The 19,447-nt window shown below is 60.9% G+C and carries 13 protein-coding genes and 1 tRNA gene; 8 read left to right on the forward strand and 6 right to left on the reverse strand.

All coding sequences use genetic code 11. The features are described from left to right. Positions 1–57: 57 nt before the first annotated feature. The 3 genes from EJA70_RS12230 to EJA70_RS12240 form a co-directional block, all read right to left on the reverse strand. A complete protein-coding gene (locus EJA70_RS12230) occupies positions 58–1,386 on the reverse strand; it encodes a sodium:proton antiporter (RefSeq protein ID WP_158830934.1) in 1,329 nt (442 codons plus the stop codon). A 148-nt stretch (positions 1,387–1,534) separates the two neighbouring features. After that, positions 1,535–2,392: a glucose 1-dehydrogenase gene (locus tag EJA70_RS12235; protein WP_158830935.1), complete on the reverse strand. Its 858-nt coding sequence runs from the start codon at positions 2,390–2,392 to the stop codon at positions 1,535–1,537. Between the two features lie 208 nt (positions 2,393–2,600). After that, positions 2,601–3,755, reverse strand: coding sequence for a MalY/PatB family protein (locus EJA70_RS12240; protein ID WP_158830936.1), 1,155 nt, complete (start codon positions 3,753–3,755; stop codon positions 2,601–2,603). A 334-nt stretch (positions 3,756–4,089) separates the two neighbouring features. Here EJA70_RS12240 and fdnG point away from each other — a divergent pair, with 334 nt between their 5' ends. The 8 genes from fdnG to EJA70_RS12280 all read left to right on the forward strand — a co-directional run bounded on the left by fdnG (position 4,090) and on the right by EJA70_RS12280 (position 13,612). Next, the gene (gene fdnG / locus EJA70_RS12245) at positions 4,090–7,155 is read left to right on the forward strand and encodes a formate dehydrogenase-N subunit alpha (RefSeq protein WP_158830938.1); all 3,066 of its coding nucleotides are present in this window, start codon (positions 4,090–4,092) and stop codon (positions 7,153–7,155) included. 14 nt (positions 7,156–7,169) lie between these two features. Next, positions 7,170–8,105, forward strand: coding sequence for a formate dehydrogenase subunit beta (gene fdxH, locus EJA70_RS12250; RefSeq protein WP_008082738.1), 936 nt, complete (start codon positions 7,170–7,172; stop codon positions 8,103–8,105). After that, positions 8,102–8,767 (forward strand): formate dehydrogenase subunit gamma, encoded by a 666-nt coding sequence (locus EJA70_RS12255; RefSeq protein ID WP_158830940.1) that lies wholly within the window; start codon positions 8,102–8,104, stop codon positions 8,765–8,767. Before fdxH ends, EJA70_RS12255 begins: the two co-directional genes overlap by 4 nt. Before the next feature lie 3 nt (positions 8,768–8,770). Next, positions 8,771–9,697 (forward strand): formate dehydrogenase accessory protein FdhE, encoded by a 927-nt coding sequence (gene fdhE, locus EJA70_RS12260; RefSeq protein ID WP_158830942.1) that lies wholly within the window; start codon positions 8,771–8,773, stop codon positions 9,695–9,697. A 45-nt stretch (positions 9,698–9,742) separates the two neighbouring features. Further along, positions 9,743–11,146 (forward strand): L-seryl-tRNA(Sec) selenium transferase, encoded by a 1,404-nt coding sequence (gene selA, locus EJA70_RS12265; RefSeq protein ID WP_178116851.1) that lies wholly within the window; start codon positions 9,743–9,745, stop codon positions 11,144–11,146. Continuing rightward, positions 11,143–13,059 carry a selenocysteine-specific translation elongation factor gene (gene selB / locus EJA70_RS12270; RefSeq protein WP_158831041.1) on the forward strand — a complete coding sequence of 639 codons (1,917 nt, stop codon included), beginning with the start codon at positions 11,143–11,145 and terminating at the stop codon, positions 13,057–13,059. Before selA ends, selB begins: the two co-directional genes overlap by 4 nt. 6 nt (positions 13,060–13,065) lie before the next feature. After that, positions 13,066–13,161, forward strand: a tRNA-Sec gene (locus tag EJA70_RS12275). Between the two features lie 196 nt (positions 13,162–13,357). Beyond that, positions 13,358–13,612 (forward strand): hypothetical protein, encoded by a 255-nt coding sequence (locus tag EJA70_RS12280; protein ID WP_158830946.1) that lies wholly within the window; start codon positions 13,358–13,360, stop codon positions 13,610–13,612. A 15-nt stretch (positions 13,613–13,627) separates the two neighbouring features. Here EJA70_RS12280 and EJA70_RS12285 read toward each other — a convergent pair whose 3' ends face one another. The 3 genes from EJA70_RS12285 to EJA70_RS12295 form a co-directional block, all read right to left on the reverse strand. Then, a complete protein-coding gene (locus tag EJA70_RS12285; protein ID WP_158830948.1) occupies positions 13,628–14,923 on the reverse strand; it encodes an OprD family porin in 1,296 nt (431 codons plus the stop codon). 902 nt (positions 14,924–15,825) lie between these two features. Further along, positions 15,826–17,529: an amidase gene (locus EJA70_RS12290; protein ID WP_158830950.1), complete on the reverse strand. Its 1,704-nt coding sequence runs from the start codon at positions 17,527–17,529 to the stop codon at positions 15,826–15,828. A gap of 406 nt (positions 17,530–17,935) precedes the next feature. Beyond that, positions 17,936–19,318: an aspartate aminotransferase family protein gene (locus EJA70_RS12295; RefSeq protein WP_158830952.1), complete on the reverse strand. Its 1,383-nt coding sequence runs from the start codon at positions 19,316–19,318 to the stop codon at positions 17,936–17,938. Positions 19,319–19,447 lie beyond the last annotated feature (129 nt).

The following is a 19,447-nucleotide window of genomic DNA, read 5'->3' on the forward strand; positions in this document are numbered from 1 at the left end:
TGATTTTGTTTTTCAAGATCAAGATCAAGATCAAAAGATCGCAGCCTGCGGCAGCTCCTACCGGTTTTTGTGTTGTTCGTAGCGCGCGAGGATTGGTTGCGTACTGATGCCATGCAGCAAAATACTCAGGGCCACGACCGATAGCGTCAGGTCAGTGCACAGCGTCGCGAGCGACCCGGTCAGCCCCTCGTTCAACGCATAAAACAGGTAAAACAGGCTACCGATCCCACGAATGCCGAACCAGCCGATCAACAGCCGTTGCCGTCCCTCCAGCAAGGTGCCCCACGGCATAAAGGCAACGCACGCCGGGCGTATCAGGCAGAACAATACGCCGCCCACCACCAGCGCGCGCCAATCCCAATGAGCCACCAGCACCACACCGAGCAGCGTCACCAGAAACACCTCCATGGCGCGTTCCACCAGGCTGCCAAACGACAGCATGTCGCCCATCATGATGCCGGCGGCGACCTGGCTGCTTTCCAGCTTTTCGGTGTCGCCGTGCACGGCGTGCTGCGGTTCGACGTTCTGATGGCCGACTACCGGCTGCACCAGGTGTTCGGCTGGTGGCTGACCGGCCCCGGTGGATTTCACTTCAACCTGGCGCAGGCCGAGGCCGGCGGCGAACACCGACAGAAAGCCATAACCGCCAATGGCTTCAGCGCCGACATACGCCAATGCGATCAGCGACAGGGCCAGATAGTCATTGGGGCTCAAGGTACTGTCATCATTGCGAATGCGCAGTGACAAGGTCACGCGACCGATGCCGCGACCCATCCAGTAACCGGTCAAAAGCCCTGCGGGCACGGCCCACAGCACACTGCGCAAAACCCAGCCCTGCCAGTCGCCGTCACTGTGGATCAGCAACAGACCCAGAATCACAAACGGGAAAGCGATGCCGTCGTTCAAACCAGCCTCGCCGGAAAGACCGAAGCGCACTCTGTCGACATCCCGCGCGTCATTGACCTGCACCAGTGCGGCCAGCACCGGGTCGGTCGGCGCCAGGATCGCGCCAACCAACAACGACGGCCCCCACGGCAACTGCAAGCCCCAATGCAGCAACAGGCAAACCCCGGCGATGGTCAGCACCATCACCGGCCCGGCCAGACCAAAAGCAATTCGCCAACGCTTGTCGCGTAATGGCAAACGTAATTTCAGCCCACAGACAAACAGCGAAAAGAGCACCGCCACTTCCGTCAGGTGCTCCATCCACAATGAGGCGTTTTCTACCGACAGTTGCAGCAAGCCCAGACCGCTGGGGCCGATACCGATCCCCAGCAACAGACACACCGCCGATGTCGTCACCGGCATCCAGCGCAGATAGGAAGACGTCAGTGCCAACGTCAGCAGCACGGCACCGAGCACGGCAACCCACACAGTAAAACTCATGATTTGCCGCCTTCAGTGATTAATGACGGGCGCCTGCAGAGACCATTTTCCCCTGTAGGAGCTGCCGCAGGCTGCGATCTTTTGATATTGCCCTTTAAAAACAAGATCAAAAGATCGCAGCCTGCGGCAGCTCCTACATTGGATGGTGTTAGAGCATTGGTTTGCCGCCGGTCACGCCGTAGCGCTGGCCGGTGATGTAGCTGGCTTCGTCCGAGGCCAGCAGCACGTAGATCGGCGCCACTTCCACCGGCTGGCCTGGGCGGCCGAGCGGGGTTTCGGCACCGAAGTTCTGCACTTCCTCGTCGGGCATGGTCGAGACGATCAGCGGCGTCCAGATCGGCCCCGGTGCCACGCAGTTCACGCGGATTTCCTTGGGCCCGAGCATCTGCGCCAGACCACCGGTGAAGTTGGCAATCGCGCCTTTGGTGGTCGCGTAGGCGAGTAGGGTGGGCTTAGGCATGTCGGAGTTGATCGAACTGGTATTGATGATCGATGAACCGGCGCGCATGTGTTTGATCGCCGCCTGGCACAAACGGAAGATCGCGGTGATGTTGACGTCGAACGTCATCACCCATTCCTCGTCGGGGATTTCCTCGAAGTTTTCGTGGGTCATCTGGAACGCGGCATTGTTGACCAGCACATCGATGCGGCCGAAGCGCTCGACGGTGTCGTCGACCAAGGCCTGGCAATGGGCTTTTTGGGCAATGTCGCCGGGCAACAACAGGCACTGGCGCCCAGCCTGTTCAACCCAGCGCGCGGTCTCCTTGGCGTCCTCATGCTCGTTCAGATAAGCAATTGCAACATCGGCACCTTCACGGGCGAAGGCGATCGCCACTGCACGGCCTATACCGCTGTCAGCCCCGGTGATCAGGGCGATCTTGCCGGCCAGACGCCCCGAACCCACATAGCTTTGCTCACCGCAATCGGGGTACGGCTCCATTTTGCGTTGCGAACCGGGAACGGTTTGGGTTTGCGCGGGGAAGGGTGGTTTTGGATAGTCGGTCATCGCGGGTCTCCGAGGTCTCAGGGCAGGTATGGGCGGTTGACCCGGATGGTTTGCCGTGAGTTCGATCGGATTTACGACGGTCTTGCAGACAGTTGAAAAACCTGTGGGAGCTGGCTTGCCAGCGATGGCGGCGAATCTGTAGACATCCATGCTAAATGTCAGACCGCTATCGCTGACAAGCCAGCTCCCACAGTGTTTAGTGGTGATTTCAGGTATCGCGGTGAGTCAGGGCACGTTCCATGCGGGCGATGCCTTCTTCCAGCAGCGAGCGCGGGCAGCCGAAGTTCAGGCGCACGAACTGTTGGTGCTGGTCACCGAAATCCACACCGGCGCTGAGGCCGACTTTGCCCTGTTCGAGGAAGAACTGCTGCGGGTTGTCCAGATCCAGCGCCGAACAATCCAGCCATGCCAGATAAGTCCCCTGCGGCACATTGATCGTCACGCCCGGCAAACGGCTGCGCACGGCTTCAACCAGCCAGTCGCGATTGGCCTGCAGATAGGTTTTCAGCGCAGCGAGCCACGGCGCGCCTTCGCTATACGCCACGCGTGTCGCTTCCATGCCCAGCGGGTTGACGCTGTCGACCATGCCGCAGCGGGCGTGGTTGACGCGTTCGCGCAGGGCGGCGTCCTCGATGATCATGAACGAGGTCTTCAGGCCGGCGATGTTGTAAGCCTTGCTCGCCGACATCAGGGTGATGGTGCGCCGGGCGATTTCCGGGCTCAGCGAAGCGGTCGGAATATGCGTACGACCGTCGAAGCACAGCTCGGCATGGATCTCGTCGGAGATGATCCATGCGTCCTGCGCCACGCAGATATCCGCTACGGCTTGCAGTTCTTCGCGGCCGAAGACTTTGCCGATCGGGTTGTGCGGGTTGCTCAGCAGCAGGGCGCCACCACCGTTCAGCGATTCACGCAGCACGTCCAGCGGGGTTAAATAGGTGCCGTCTGCCTGCGCGTCGAACTCCAGCTCGACCTTGTTCAAACCCCAATGCCCCGGCGCATGCCGCAGCGGCGGATAGTTCGGTACCTGCACCACAACGTTCTGCTGCGGTTGTACCAACGCCTTCAGCGCCATGTTGAAACCGGACTCGACGCCCGGCATGAAGATCAACTCCTGCGGCTTGACCTTCCAGGCGAACTTGGCCCAGAGGTCAGCGACGATCGCTTCGCGCAAGTTGTCCTGCGCCACGCTGTAACCCACCAGCGGGTGCAGCAGGCGCTGTTGCAGTGCTTCGATGATTACCGGCGGCGCGGCGAAATCCATATCAGCAACCCACATCGGCAACACTTCGGCCGGGTAACGGCTCCATTTGGTGCTGCCGGTGTTGTGGCGGTCGAATAGCTGATCAAAATCGAAAGTCATGCGCGGTCTCGTCAAGGCGGGTTGATTCTGCCGGCCATGATAAACCCTCAACCCTACGGGAACACACAAAACCTTGTGGGAGCTGGCTTGCCAGCGATGGCGTCGGCATATCCAATAATGTAGGTGACTGACCAACCGCGATCGCTGGCAAGCCAGCTCCCACAGGGATTGCAGTTGTTAGTGGGAGTGCCGACATGCGGCCGACGGTCGGTTTTCACACGGATCGTGTGGTCTTTGTCTACAGTGAAAAGGTCGGCAGCACATTTGCCGCAACCGTGTTTGTCCAGATAAAACCCGGCACAAGTACCGGGTTCCACCTGATCAGGAGTGCACGATGGATCTCAGCCGTCGTCAGTTCTTCAAGGTCGCCGGTATCGGCCTTGCAGGCTCGAGCCTGGGCGCGTTGGGCATGGCCCCGACGCCAGCCTTCGCCGAGCAGGTGCGCCACTTCAAGCTTGCCCACACCCATGAAACCCGCAACACCTGCCCGTATTGCTCGGTCGGTTGCGGTTTGATCATGTACAGCCAGGGCGATACTGCGAAGAACGTAGCGCAAAGCATCATTCACATCGAGGGCGACGCCGACCACCCGGTCAATCGCGGCACCCTCTGCCCGAAAGGCGCGGGTCTGCTCGACTTCATTCACAGCCCCGGCCGTTTGCTCTACCCGCAAACACGCAAGCCCGGCAGCAGTGAATGGACGCGGATCAGTTGGGACGAAGCGCTTGATCGCATCGTCGACCTGATGAAGATCGACCGCGACGCCAATTTCATCGAACAAAATGCCAATGGGCAAACGGTGAATCGCTGGTTGACCACCGGGTTCCTCGCCGCGTCGGCGGCGTCCAATGAAGCCGGTTACATCACCCAAAAGGTGATTCGCAGTCTCGGCATGCTGGGGTTCGATAACCAGGCGCGTGTCTGACACGGCCCGACGGTGGCAAGTCTTGCCCCGACGTACGGCCGTGGTGCCATGACCAACACCTGGACCGATATCGCCAACGCGAATCTGATCCTGGTGATGGGCGGCAACGCAGCAGAAGCGCATCCGTGCGGCTTCAAATGGGTGACCGAGGCCAAAGCGCACAACGCTGCGCGGCTGATCGTGGTTGATCCGCGTTTTACCCGGACCGCTTCGGTGGCCGACTACTACGCGCCAATCCGCACCGGCACCGACATCGCCTTCATGGGCGGGCTGATCAACTACCTGCTGACCGAGGACAAAATCCAGCACGAGTACGTGCGCAATTACACCGACGTCTCGTTCATCGTCAAAGAAGGCTACGGCTTCGAAGACGGCATCTTCAGCGGCTACGACGTGGCCAAGCGCAGCTACACCGACAAATCCGGTTGGGGTTACGAGATGGGCGACGACGGCTTTGCCAAAGTCGATCCGACCCTGCAACACCCGCGCTGCGTCTATCAATTGATGAAGGTGCATTACAGCCGCTACAACATCGACCTCGCCAGCCAGATTTGCGGGATGCCGGTTGATGCCATGCAGAAAATCTGGGACGAAATCGCCACCTGCTCGATTCCGGGCAAGACCATGACGATTCTCTACGCCCTCGGCTGGACCCAGCACTCGATCGGCGCGCAGATCATTCGCAGCGCGGCGATGGTGCAACTGCTTTTAGGCAACGTTGGCATGCCGGGCGGCGGGGTCAACGCCTTGCGCGGTCACTCGAACATTCAGGGCCTGACGGATCTGGGCCTGCTTTCGAATGCGCTGCCGGGCTATCTGACTTTGGGTCAGGACAGCGAGCAGGACTACGGTCAGTTCATCCACAAGCGCACGCAGGTTCCGCTTAGACCGGGCCAACTGTCGTACTGGCAGAACTACAGCAAATTCCACGTCAGCCTGATGAAGTCGTGGTACGGCGCCAACGCCACGGTCGAGAACAATTGGTGCTATGACCATTTGCCGAAACTCGACATTCCCAACTACGACGTTCTGAAGATGTTCGACCTGATGAGCCAGGGCAAGGTCAACGGCTACTTCTGCCAGGGCTTTAACCCGATCGCCGCGCTGCCGGACAAAAACCGCGTGATGGGTGCCCTGGCGAAATTGAAATGGCTGGTGGTGATGGACCCGCTGGCCACCGAGACCTCGGAGTTCTGGCACAACGTCGGGCCGTACAACGATGTGAAAAGCGCCGACATCCAGACCGAAGTCATTCGCCTGCCCACCACCTGTTTTGCCGAAGAGGACGGCTCGCTGGTCAACAGCAGCCGCTGGCTGCAATGGCACTGGAAAGGCGCCGATGGCCCGGGCGAAGCGCAGACCGACATTCGCATCATGGCCGAGATGTTCCTGCGCCTGCGCAAGCGCTATCAGGCCGAGGGCGGCAAATTCCCTGATCCGCTGCTGAAATTGACGTGGCCGTACAAGATCCCCGACGAGCCTTCGCCGGAGGAACTGGCCAAGGAAATCAACGGCAGCGCTGTCGCCGATTTCACCGATGCCACTGGCGTCGCGGTCAAGGCCGGCTCACAACTCGCCGGGTTTGGTTTGCTCAAGGATGACGGCAGCACCGCGTCCGGCTGCTGGATTTTCGCCGGTAGCTGGACTGAGGCCGGCAACCAGATGGCGCGGCGCGACAATGCCGATCCGTATGGCATGCACCAGCATTTGGGCTGGGCGTGGGCGTGGCCGGCGAATCGGCGGATTCTCTACAACCGCGCTTCGGCCGATGTGTCCGGCAAACCATGGGACCCGAAAAAACGTCTGGTCTGGTGGAACGGCAAAGCCTGGGGCGGCACCGACGTGCCGGACTACAAGGCCGACGTGCCACCAGAAGCCGGGATGAACCCGTTCATCATGAACCCCGAAGGCGTGGCGCGATTCTTCGCCGTCGACAAGATGAACGAAGGCCCATTCCCCGAGCACTACGAGCCGTTCGAAACGCCAATCGGCATCAACCCGTTGCACCCGCAAAACAAGAAAGCCACCAGCAACCCGGCGGCGCGGATCTTCGATTCGGTCTGGGAAACCCTCGGCGAGGCCAAGGACTTCCCGTACGCCGGCACCAGTTATCGGCTCACCGAGCATTTCCACTTCTGGAGCAAGCACTGCAAGTTGAACGCGATTGCTCAACCTGAACAGTTCGTGGAAATCGGCGAGGTGCTGGCGAAAGAGAAGGGCATTGCTGCCGGTGATCGCGTGCGCGTCAGTTGCAAACGCGGCTTTATCGAAGCGGTGGCGGTGGTGACGAAGAGGATCCGGCCGCTGCAGGTCAACGGCCAGATCGTGCATCAGATCGGCATCCCGCTGCACTGGGGTTTCACCGGCCTGACGCGTCACGGTTACCTGACCAACACCCTGGTGCCGTTCCTCGGCGATGGCAACACACAGACCCCGGAATCCAAGTCATTCCTGGTCAACGTGGAGAAGCTCTGATGGAGAATCTTTAAATGGCCAGCCAAGACATCATTGCCCGCTCGGCCACCACGACGGTGCCGCCGTCGGTGCGGAATCAGGAGGCCGTCGCCAAGCTGATCGACACCACCAAATGCATCGGCTGCAAGGCCTGCCAGGTGGCCTGCTCGGAATGGAACGAGCTGCGCGACGAGGTCGGCCACAACCACGGCACTTACGACAACCCGCAGGATCTGAGCGCGGAAACCTGGACGTTGATGCGCTTCACCGAACACGAAACCGACGCCGGCAACCTCGAATGGCTGATCCGCAAGGACGGCTGCATGCACTGCGCCGAGCCCGGTTGTCTGGCGGCGTGCCCGAGTCCCGGCGCGATCATCAAGCACGCCAACGGCATCGTCGATTTCGATCAGGATCACTGCATCGGCTGCGGTTATTGCATCACCGGTTGCCCGTTCAACATCCCGCGCATTTCGCAGAAAGACCACAAGGCCTACAAATGCACCTTGTGTTCGGATCGTGTGGCGGTGGGGCTGGAACCGGCCTGCGTAAAAACCTGCCCGACCGGCGCCATCGTCTTCGGCACCAAGGAAGACATGAAGGAACACGCCGCCGAACGCATCGTCGACCTGAAAAGCCGTGGTTTCGAAAACGCCGGGCTGTATGACCCGGCGGGCGTTGGCGGCACCCATGTGATGTACGTGTTGCACCACGCCGACACGCCAACGATCTACGCCAACCTGCCGCAGGATCCGGCGATCAGCCCATTGGTTGGCCTGTGGAAAGGCATCAGCAAACCCTTGGGCCTGCTGGCCATGGGCGCGGCGGTATTGGCCGGGTTCTTCCATTACGTGCGCATCGGCCCGAATCGCGTCGAAGAAGATGAACATCCAACACCACCCGATACCTCGGTGCATGTCGTTGACCCGGCGGTACACACCTTCGATCCACGCGGGGAGGACCGGCCATGAGCAACAAGACGATCCTGCGCTACACCGCCAACCAGCGTACCAATCACTGGCTGGTGGCGATCCTGTTTTTCATGGCCGGGCTGTCCGGGCTGGCGTTGTTTCATCCGTCGCTGTTCTGGCTGAGCAACCTGTTCGGCGGCGGGCCGTGGACGCGGATTCTGCATCCTTACATGGGCATCGCGATGTTTGTGTTGTTCCTCGGCCTGGTGTTTCGTTTCTGGCGTGCGAACTTCTTTATCAACAATGACTGGAAATGGCTGCGCCGCATCGATCGGGTGCTGGTCAACGATGAAGAAAGCGTGCCGCCGGTAGGCAAGTACAACGCCGGGCAGAAGCTGCTGTTCTGGACTTTACTGCTGTGCATGCTCGGGTTGCTGTTCACCGGGCTGGTGATCTGGCGCGCCTGGTTCAGTGCGTATTTCGGCATCACGGTGATTCGTTGGGCGATGCTGTTGCACGCGCTGGCCGGATTCATTCTGGTGCTGAGCATCATCATTCACATCTACGCCGGGCTGTGGATCAAGGGCTCGGTCGACGCGATGATGCACGGCTGGGTCAGCCGCGCCTGGGCGAAGAAACACCATGAACTGTGGTATCGCGAGATTACACGCGATGAACGCCAACCGGACGTGCCGGAGCGACCGATCACCAAAAAGGGCTGACTTTTGCCAACCATTCTGGAACCTGGGGAAATCGAGGCGGCGGCGAGTTCGCCGCCGTTTCTGCATCTGCCGCCTTCGAACCTGTTTGCGCTGCGGGCTGATCGACTGGAGCAATTGGCCGAAGGGCATGCGCTGGCTGATTACCTGCGACTGATCGCCGGGTTGTGCCGGGTGCAGCAGCAGGTTTTCGACGATCCGCCGCTGACGGCGCCGTTTGATCAACAACGCATCGAGGCGTGTCAGCAGCATGGTTTGCCGCCGTTTGCTGCTGATACGTTGATCCGCGAAGACGCCTGGCAGGCGTATCTTGAGGCTCTGTTGCAACGTTATGTCCCTGATGAGCAGCCTGCAGTGGTCGATGCGCTGACGACGTTGCGGGTCGCCAGTACCGGGCAGTTACGTTCGTGGGCCGTGGCGTTGGTCAGCGGCCAATATTCAATGGTGCCGGCGCAACTGGTGCCGTTCCTCGGCGCAGCACTGCAAACGGCCTGGAGTCACTGGCTCCTCAGTGCGCCGAATCTGCAATTGAAACCCGGCGACAGCCTCAGCCAATGCCCGGCCTGTGGTTCACCGGCGATGGCCGGGGTGATCCGTCATCGCGGCAAGCACAACGGTTTGCGCTATCTGGTCTGTTCTTTGTGCGCCTGCGAATGGCATGTGGTGCGGGTCAAATGCGTGTATTGCGAGTCGAGCAAGGGCCTGGACTATTTCAGCCTTGAGGATGATCGCCATGCCGCCAATCAGGCACCGATAAGGGCGGAGGTCTGTCCGGGCTGTAACAGTTATCTGAAACTGGTGTATCTGGAAAACGATGCCGATGCGGAGGCGTTGTCGGCTGATTTGAGCAGTCTGCTTCTGGACATGCGTCTGGCCCAGGACGGTTATCAGCGTCTGGCACCGAATCTGTTGCTGGCTCCGGGAGACGAATGATCTGAGCGTCTACACTCTGGCGCAGTGATCTGTCTCCAGGAGTGGCTGATGTCCCTGCGGTTACCTTCCATTGATGGTTTGTTACGTCACCCCGCGTGTGTGCCTTTACTTGAGCGCCACGGACGTGAGTCGCTGCTGGCCAGTTTGCGACAGTTGCTCGATGAATTGCGCCCCGGCGTGTTGGACGGGCAACTGTCAGCCGTCGAAATCAGCCCCGAAGTGCTCGCCGGTCGTGTCGGCGAACGCTTGGCGCAGCAACAACGCAGCAACGTGCGCCGGGTGTTTAACCTGACTGGCACGGTGCTGCACACCAATCTTGGCCGCGCGTTGTTGCCCGACGAAGCCATCGACGCCGTGCAAATGGCCGCGCGTTATCCGCTCAATCTGGAATTCGATCTGGCCAGCGGCAAACGCGGCGATCGCGATGATCTGATCGAAGGCCTGATTCGCGAACTGACCGGCGCCGAAGCCGTCACCGTGGTCAATAACAATGCCGCCGCCGTGCTGCTGACGCTCAACAGCCTGGGCGCGCGCAAGGAAGGCATCATCTCGCGCGGTGAGTTGATCGAAATCGGCGGCGCGTTTCGCATCCCCGACATCATGGCCCGCGCCGGCGTGCGTCTGCATGAGGTCGGCACCACCAATCGCACCCATGCCAAAGACTACGAAGCGGCGATCAACCCACGCAGCGGTTTGATCATGCGCGTGCACGCGAGCAACTACAGCATCGAAGGTTTTACCGCGCGGGTGCCCACGTCCGAGCTGGCCGAGTTGGCGCATCGGCATGGCTTGCCGTTGCTGGAGGATCTGGGCAGCGGCAGTCTGCTCGATCTGACGCGTTGGGGGTTGCCGGCAGAACCGACGGTTCGCCAGGCGTTGCTCGACGGCGCGGACATCGTCACCTTCAGCGGCGACAAGCTGCTCGGTGGGCCGCAGGCCGGGTTGATTGTCGGGCGCAAAGAGTTGATCGCGAAGATCAAGAAGAACCCGCTGAAACGCGCATTGCGGGTCGACAAGTTGACTTTGGCGGCGCTGGAAGCGGTGCTCGGTCTGTACCGCGATCCGGATCGCCTCGCTGAGCGCTTGCCGAGTTTGCGCCTGCTGACGCGCCCGCAGGCCGACATCTTCGCGCAGGCCTCACGCTTGCAACCGGCGCTGGCTGACGTGCTGGGGGAAACCTGGACGGTCAGTGCCGTGCACGCCTTGGGCATGATTGGCAGCGGCAGCCAACCGGTGGCACGCTTGCCGAGCGCGGCGCTGTGCATGCGCCCGCAGGTGTCGAAGCGTTTGCGCGGGCGTTACCTGTTGAATCTTGAAGTCGCATTGCGCGGGCTGCCGATCCCGGTGCTCGGGCGAATCGACGACGATGCGCTGTGGCTGGACTTGCGCCAACTCGACGATGAGCCGGCGTGGCTCGCGCAGTTGCCACACTTGCAGGTCGATCGGTGATCGTCGGCACGGCGGGGCACATCGACCACGGCAAGACGTCGCTGCTGCAAGCCCTGACCGGGCAAACCGGCGACCGCCGCCCGCAGGAGCGCGAGCGCGGCATGACCATCGACCTCGGTTATCTCTATGCCGAACTCGAACCGGGAGCGGGCCTCACCGGGTTTATCGACGTGCCCGGTCATGAGAAATTCACCCACAACATGCTTGCCGGCGCGCAGGGCATCGATCTGGTGTTGCTGGTGGTCGCGGCGGATGACGGCGTGATGCCGCAAACCCGCGAACATCTGGCGATTGTCGAATTGCTCGGCATTCCCCGGGCGCTGGTGGCGATCACCAAATGCGATCGGGTCGAGGCGGGCAGGGTGGAGGAGGTTCAGCGCCAGGTGCTTGATCTGCTGGAAGCCGCGCCATTCGCCGAGGCGCCAATCGTGATTGTTTCGAGCGTCAGCGGGCAGGGCGTTGATCAGCTGCGCGAGGCGTTATTGCAGGTGCAACGTGACGTGCAGGTGCGCAGTCACGAGGGTGGTTTTCGCCTGGCCATCGACCGTGTGTTCAGCGTTGCCGGCGCCGGGATTGTGGTGACCGGCACGGCGTTGTCCGGTGAGGTTTCAGTGGGCGATAAACTCACACTCGCACCGTCCGGCAAATTGGTCAGGGTGCGCGGCTTGCACGCGCAGAACCAGACTGCCGAGCAGGCCTTCGCCGGGCAGAGGGTTGCCTTGAACCTCAGCGGTGAACGCCTTGAACTGGCGCAGATCCATCGCGGCCAATGGCTGCTGGCGGAGTGGCTATATGCACCGACTCAGCGCATCGACATCGAATTCCAGCTGTTGCCCGGCGAGCGCACGTTCGAACATTTTCACCCCGTCCACGTACACCTCGGCACGCAGGATGTCATCGCGCGAGTCGCGTTGCTCGAAGGATCGCGTTTGAGTCCCGGCGCGCGCATGTTCGCGCAGCTGCTGATCAACGCGCCGGTTCACGCGGTGCAGGGCGATCGGCTGATCCTGCGCGATTCCAGCGCGCAACGCACCCTCGGTGGCGGCCGGGTACTCGACCCGTTTGCCCCGGCCCGACAACGCCGCAGCCCCGAACGACTGGCGCAACTTCAGGCCCTGGCCAGTAGCGAAAGCTTCGAACAGGTGTTGCCCGTGTTGCTTGATCACAGCGCGGGCGGTCTTGATCCGCAACGGCTGGAACGTCAATTCAATCGCCTGCGTTCAACGTGGGCGCTGCCGGAAAACGTGCGGTTGATCGACACCCGTCAAGGCCCGGTGCTGTTCAACGTGCAGCGGTGGGGGCAGTTGAAATTCACCCTGCTGGAGCAACTGGCAAAGTTTCATGTGCTGGAGCCCGATCAAATGGGGCCGGACCGTGATCGTCTGAGGCGATTCAGTGCGTTGCCGCTGGAACGTTCGACGTTCACCCGCCTGCTCGATGAATTGCGCGACACCGGCGCGATCACCGCCAGCGGCCCGTGGCTGCACCTGCCGGATCATCAGGTACGTTTGAATACCGAGGACGAAATGCTTTGGCAACAACTGCAACCGGTGTTTGAACACGGTGGCTTCGACCCGCCGTGGGTACGTGACGCGGCCAAAGCGCTTGGCCAGGACGACGCGGTGGTGCGCCTGCTGCTGCGCAAACTGGCGCGGCTGGGCCTGATGCATCAAGTGGTGCGCGACCTGTTTTTGACTGATGTGCAACTGCGCCGAATGGCTGACGTGTTGCTCAATCTCGCCAAGGAAAATCCGCAGATCCAGGTGACAACCTTCCGCGATGCGCTAGGCTTGGGACGCAAACGCTGTATTCAGTTCCTCGAATACTTCGACCGTATCGGCCTGACCCGGCGCAGCGGCGAATCACGACAAATCCGCTACGACAACGCGTTGGCCAGCGCCGACGCGCACTGAGTTCAAGGAAGGCAATCGCGCCCGGTGGCGCGGCCGGGCTTCAAACCCGGTTGGGGACGGCATCCGTTCCCGGGCAGGTTCGACTCCGGCTGCCTTCCGCCATATTTGCGAGATCAAAAGATCGCAGCCTGCGGCGGCGCCTACATTGGTAATATCCGCCAATCCTGACAATGGACTGCCGGAGATTCGCTTGAGAAGTACAACCCGAAGCACAGTGCTTTTTTTCATTCTGTTGGTGTGCGCGAATGCTGCGGCGTGGCTTTACTTTGTGGTGATACACGCCTCGGCGACGCGCGGCATGCCCATGATCAAAACCACCGAACCCTTGTACATCGGCGGAATCGATGGCGACGGCACCCGCTACGTTCTGCCCGCCGGGGCGACGCTCTATGCCGATAAGCACTTTCCGGAAGGTTTTACGCGCTACATCGTCTACTTCAATCACAAGGGCCTGATCGAACACGAGGAGGTCGAGATGAAGCCGGAATATGGCGGCAATCTGATCGACCCGCTCTGGCTGGAAAACATCGATGAAGCCACGCAGACACCATAGATTCAGGCGGGTGTTTCAGAACGCCAATGGGTATTGGATCACCACGTAGATGCGGTCGATGTCATCGCCGGCCTGTGCGTCATTGGCGCGGTGGCTGACGTGGGAGAGCTGCACCGACAAGTCTTTCGCCGTGCCTGACTGGACGACGTATTTCAAATCAATATCCCGCTCCCAATGTTTGCCGCCATCGCCTTGCTGCGGCTGGAACTCACCGCTGTCGGCATCAAACGGGTTGTAGGCGCCGCCCTGAGGCGCATGGGTGCCGTCGATGTGGCTGCCGGAAACGTAGCGGGTCATGAAGCCCAGACCGGGAACCCCGAAGGCGCCGAGGTCGAGGTCATAGCGCACCTGCCAGGAGCGTTCGTGGGCGCCGTTGAAGTCGGCGTATTTGATCGAGTTGGCGAGGTAGATCGAGTCGCCGCCGACGAAATCAAACGGCGTGTCGCCATTGATGCGCTGCCAGCCGAGCAGCAGCGCATGGGGGCCGAAGGCGTATTTGCCGGACAGGCTGAACGCAGTGTTGTCGATGGCGCCGGCCAGCGCTCGGCCGGTGTCGCGGGTGTGATAAAGGTTGGCGTCGAGCAACACGCCGGATTGTTTGAAATGCAGATTGGCGTAGTACTGGTGCCAGGTGTCACTCAGGTCGGAGGCGTAGAGCGCGCCGCCGAAAGCGCTGTCAGGGAACAGATCGGCGCCGATAAAGCTGATACCGCCGGCTTCGGTATTGGCGCCATAGCCGTAAAAGTCGCCTTTGCCGGATGAGCTGTCCTGATTTTTGAACGCGGTGAAGTGGCCGGCCACCAGGTTCAGATTGTCGATCTCGCGGCTGTTGAGCAGAAAGCCTGTGGCGTATTCCGGTTGCAGGCGTTTGTCTGAGGTGTCGAAGACCGGGGTTTCCACGGTCATTTCGCCGAAAGCGAGGGTGGTGCGTGAGGCCCTCAACTTGAGGGCACCGCCGGCGCTGGAATAGTCATTTTCGCTGCGCCCGTCACTGTCCACCGGCAGCAGCCCCGTGCCGGAATGGCCTTTGCCGCCGTCGAGTTTCAAGCCGTAAAAGGCGTGCGCGTCGACGCCGAAACCAACCGCTCCCGGTGTGAAACCGGATGAGAAGGTGCCGATAAACCCCTGAGCCCATTCCTGTTTGTAGTTTTTCCCGGAGGGTGAGTGCGAGCGGTAGTCGTTGCTCAGATAGAAATTGCGGCTGAGCACTTCGGTTTTGGCGTCATCGAGAAAACCTTCAGCGGCAGCCGTTGCGCTCAAACCGCAGAGCAGCGCGAGCAAGGTAAGGCGCGAGGGGGCGCGGTCGATCATGGTCAGTGGCCAGCGGCAATTAAGGTGACCTGGATGATCGTGAAGTTTCAGGGAACGCGATTGAGCCGATGTGCTGACTTGCTGTGGCAGTGCTGACGCCATCGCTGGCAAGCCAGCTCCCACAGGGATTCAGGGGGGGCTCAAGATTAATGGCCACACACAATCTCTTGTAGGAGTGAGCCTGCTCGCGATCGCGGTGTGTCAGCCACATTCATCCAAGCTGATTCAGCGCTATCGCGAGCAGGCTCACTCCTACACGGATTTGCGTTGAATGAAGACTTTGTGGCGGGAACAGAAGCCTGTGGGTGCTGGCTTGCCAGCGATGGCGGTGTGTCAGCCACATTCATCCAAGCTGATTCAGCGCTATCGCGAGCAGGCTCACTCCTACACGGATTTGCGTTGAATGAAGACTTTGTGGCGGGAAGAGAAACCTGTGGGTGCTGGCTTGCCAGCGATGGCGGTGTGTCAGCCACATTCATCCAAGCTGATTCAGCGCTATCGCGAGCAGGCTCACTCCTACAGGGGTTCGGGGTGAATAAGGACTTTGTGGCGGGAGCAGAAACCTGTGGGAGCTGGCTTGCCAGCGATGGCGGTGTGTCAGCCACATTCATCCAAGCTGATTCAGCGCTATCGCGAGCAGGCTCACTCCTACAGGGGTTTGGGGTGAATAAGGACTTTGTGGCGGGAGCAGAAACCTGTGGGAGCTGGCTTGCCAGCGATGGCGGTGTGTCAGCCACATTCATCCAAGCTGATTCAGCGCTATCGCGAGCAGGCTCACTCCTACACGGATTTGCGTTGAATGAAGACTTTGTGGCGGGAGCAGAAACCTGTGGGAGCTGGCTTGCCAGCGATCGCGGTGTGTCAGGCAACATTTTTGTCGACTGACACACCTTTTTACCGCGTTACGACAATGGCGGGGTACGGGGCGGGATCTGGCGCTTGTTGCCGGTTGACTCGAATGCGGCGGCCAGGCGCAGCAGGCTCGAGTCGTCGTAGGCGCGGCCAGCGAAGGTCAGACCGACCGGCATGCCGATGTCGGCCATCACGCCCATCGGCACGGTCACGGTGGGCACGCCGAGGTGGCGGATCGCAAGGTTGCCGTTGGCGACCCAGATGCCGTTGCTCCAGGCAATGTCCGCCGACGCAGGATTGACGTCCGCATCCGCCGGGCCCACATCGGCGACCGTCGGGAACAGCACGGCGTCCAGACCCAGCTTATCCATCCAGTCTTCGAGGTCGATACGCCGGGTCTGCTCCAGACCGCGCAGGCCGTCCGGTACTGTAGAAATCTCATTCCACGGGGTGATGCCGCGTTCGGCCATGCGCACGTATTCGTCCATGCCGGCCACCAGATCACCTTCACGGTTGGGCAGCGTGCCCGGTTCGTGCGGGAAGATCTTCGCCCCGTCGACGTCGACCAGACGATTGAGTTTCGGATCGCCGTTGGCGCGCAGAAAATCGTCAAACGCCCAGGCAGTCAGGTCCCACAGTTCGTGGTGGAGAAACTCTTTCGACACCAGGCCCCGGGTGAACACAGTCGGTGCGCCCGGACGGTCGCCCTCGCAATTGGAGACCAGCGGGAAGTCGGTTTCGATGACTTCGGCACCAGCAGCTTCGAGGGCCTGACGGGCCTGTTTCCACAGATCAATAACCGACTCGCGGGTGTTGATGCGCTGGCCAGTCGGGCCACCGATGCCCGGCGCCTCGCTGGTGCCCGCTTCAGGGTCGGCATTGATGAACATGCGCGGCACGGCGAAACGCTTGCCGGCCAACGCCTTGGCATCGGCCGCCAGCTCAGCGTAAGCGGCAGGGCGCACGGAGTTGACGCTGGGGATCGGCACCCACGGTTGCAGGCGCCACAGATCGCCACGGGTGTCCGGGTCTTCGGCAACAACAATGTCGAGCACTTCCAGCAGGTCGGCCATGGTCCGTGCGTAAGGTACAACCACGTCCATGGTTGGCGTCAGCGGCCAGTTGCCGCGCACCGAAATCACACCGCGCGACGGCGTGTAGGCGCACAGGCCATTGTTTGAAGCGGGGCCACGACCACTCGACCAGGTTTCTTCGGCCAGGCCGAATGCGGCAAAACTCGCCGCCGTCGCCGTGCCGGCACCGTTGGACGAGCCAGACGCAAACGGCGCGGTCAGGTAATCGGCGTTGTACGGACTTTCAGCGCGACCATAAACGCCGCGCTGCATGCCGCCATTGGCCATCGGCGGCATGTTGGTCTTGCCCAGGCAAATCGCCCCGGCCGCGCGCAGGCGCTCGATGGTGAACGCGTCGCGGTGCGCGACCAGATCGGCAAACGCCGGGCTGCCCGACGCGGCGGTCAGGCCCTTGACCAGATAACTGTCTTTGGCGGTGTAGGGAATGCCGTCGAGCGGGCCAAGGGTTTCGCCTTTGGCCCGGCGGGCGTCGGCGGCTTGCGCTTCGTTCAGGGCTTCGGGATTGCGTACCACCAAGGCATTCAGCGCGGTCGGGGTGTCGGCGCTATCGTAGGCGTCGATGCGCGCAAGGTAGGCCTGCACCAGTTCAACGGCGGTGGTCTGGCCGGACTCCAGTGCTGCGCGCAGTTGGGCAATGGACACTTCGGTGACTTCGATCATGCGGTCACCGCCGTTTGAATGTGGGTGCTTTTCTTGGAAGGGGTGTTCATATCGGTTCTCGTTGCACGGCTTTAAGCGACAAGGTTAAGACTGGCGCCTATTTAACACCAAGCGGCGCACGGAGTAATCGCCGCGATCCATCTTTGTCCGCCAATAAATAATGGACGGACACCTGTAGCAGCTGCGGCACGCTGCGATCTTTTGATGTTGTTTTTAAGACAAGAACAAAAGATCGCAGCCTGCGGCAGCTCCTACATGGGTATTGCGCAGTGACGAAGGATTGATCTTTGGCCGCCAATAACGGCCGGGGGAATACCTGTAGGAGCTGCGGCACGCTGCGATCTTTTGATGTTGTTTTTAAGACAAGAACCAAAGATCGCAGCCTGCGGCAGCTCCTACATGGGTATTAGAGGACGCCGTACTCGCGCGCCGTGCGATCCACGGCAATCCGTGTTTTGTCGATCAACTCATCCAGCTCCGTGCGTGTGGCAATCAACGCCGGCGCCATGATCATCCGGCCCAAGGTCGAGCGAATGATCAATCCCTCCTCAAAGCCAATCGTACGGCAGCGCCAGGCCATGTCGTTTTCATTGGCAAAGCGCTTGCGACTGGCCTTGTCCTCGGCAAACTGCAACGCCGCCACCAACCCCACACCCTGAATCTCACCGACCAACGGGTGATTGCCGAACACTTCGCGCAGGCAATTCTGCAGATACGGCCCGGTATCGGCCTTCACTTGCGCAACCACGCCCTCATCGCGCAACGCCTTGAGGTTGGCAATCGCCACCGCAGCCGCCACCGGGTGGCCGGAATAGGTCAGCCCGTGCGCAAACACGCCGCCTTTTTCCACCAGCGCCTCGGCCATGCGCCGCGACAGAATCAGGCCACCCATAGGGATGTAACCCGAGGTCAGGCCCTTGGCGATCGACAGGGTGTCGGGCTCAAAGCCGAAGGTCTGATGCGCGAACCATTCGCCGGTGCGGCCGAACCCGCCGATCACTTCGTCAGCGCACAGCAGCACGTCATATTTACGGCAGATACGCTGAATCTCGGGCCAGTAGGTGGCCGGTGGAATGATCATGCCGCCCGCACCCTGGAACGGCTCAGCGACGAAGGCTGCGACCTTGTCGGCGCCCAGTTCAAGAATCTTGTCTTCCAGTTGCCGCGCCGCTTGCAGGCCGAACGCCTCCGGGCTGAGGTTGCCTGCGTGGGCAAACCAGTACGGCTCGTCGATGTGTGCGACATCCGGGATGGTGCCGCCCATTTCGTGCATGAATTTCATGCCGCCCAGCGCCGTCGCCGCGAGGGTCGAGCCGTGATAGCCGTTCCAGCGGCCGATCATGATTTTCTTCTCGGGCTTGCCCATCACCTGCCAGAACTTGCGCACGGTGCGGATCAGCACCTCGTTGGCTTCAGAACCGGAGTTGGTGTAGATCGCGTGGCTGTAGTGCTTGGGCAGCAGGCTGAACAGCAGCTCGGACAGCTCGATGACCGCCGGGTGGGTGGTGTGGAAAAACATGTTGTAGTAGGGCAGTTGTTCCAGCTGTGCGGTCGCGGCTGCGGCCAGGTCTTTGCGGCCGTAGCCGAGATTGGTACACCACAGCCCGGACATGCCGTCCAGATAACGATTGCCGTCGTTGTCCCACAGTGCCAGACGATCACCGCTGACCATCACCCGCGGGCCTTCCTCGTTGAGAGCCTTCTGATCGACGAACGCGTGGATGTGGTGGGCAGCGTCAGAGGCTTGGTAATCGCGGGTAGTGCGGGTCGAATCGAATTCGGCGGACATGGCGGATCTCCGGGACATTGAGCGGGTGAGTGCAACGCTGCACGAGTAAAGTTTTGTCACCTTAAAATATTTTTGTAAAGAAAATATTTGTCGGTGAAAAAATATCTCCGTAGGCTGATCGCCATTGGC

Origin of the sequence: Pseudomonas sp. PB103 (assembly GCF_009764635.1) — a bacterium.
Taxonomy (GTDB): domain Bacteria; phylum Pseudomonadota; class Gammaproteobacteria; order Pseudomonadales; family Pseudomonadaceae; genus Aquipseudomonas.

What these genes read in the sequence shown, in the direction of transcription:
- EJA70_RS12280 (WP_158830946.1), top strand. Translation starts at nt 13,358, where the DNA reads ATGCCCATGATCAAAACCACCGAACCCTTGTACATCGGCGGAATCGAT.
- EJA70_RS12285 (WP_158830948.1), bottom strand. Translation starts at nt 14,923, where the DNA reads ATGATCGACCGCGCCCCCTCGCGCCTTACCTTGCTCGCGCTGCTCTGC.
- EJA70_RS12255 (WP_158830940.1), top strand. Translation starts at nt 8,102, where the DNA reads ATGAGCAACAAGACGATCCTGCGCTACACCGCCAACCAGCGTACCAAT.
- EJA70_RS12230 (WP_158830934.1), bottom strand. Translation starts at nt 1,386, where the DNA reads ATGAGTTTTACTGTGTGGGTTGCCGTGCTCGGTGCCGTGCTGCTGACG.
- EJA70_RS12290 (WP_158830950.1), bottom strand. Translation starts at nt 17,529, where the DNA reads ATGATCGAAGTCACCGAAGTGTCCATTGCCCAACTGCGCGCAGCACTG.
- EJA70_RS12235 (WP_158830935.1), bottom strand. Translation starts at nt 2,392, where the DNA reads ATGACCGACTATCCAAAACCACCCTTCCCCGCGCAAACCCAAACCGTT.
- EJA70_RS12240 (WP_158830936.1), bottom strand. Translation starts at nt 3,755, where the DNA reads ATGACTTTCGATTTTGATCAGCTATTCGACCGCCACAACACCGGCAGC.
- EJA70_RS12295 (WP_158830952.1), bottom strand. Translation starts at nt 19,318, where the DNA reads ATGTCCGCCGAATTCGATTCGACCCGCACTACCCGCGATTACCAAGCC.
- fdxH (WP_008082738.1), top strand. Translation starts at nt 7,170, where the DNA reads ATGGCCAGCCAAGACATCATTGCCCGCTCGGCCACCACGACGGTGCCG.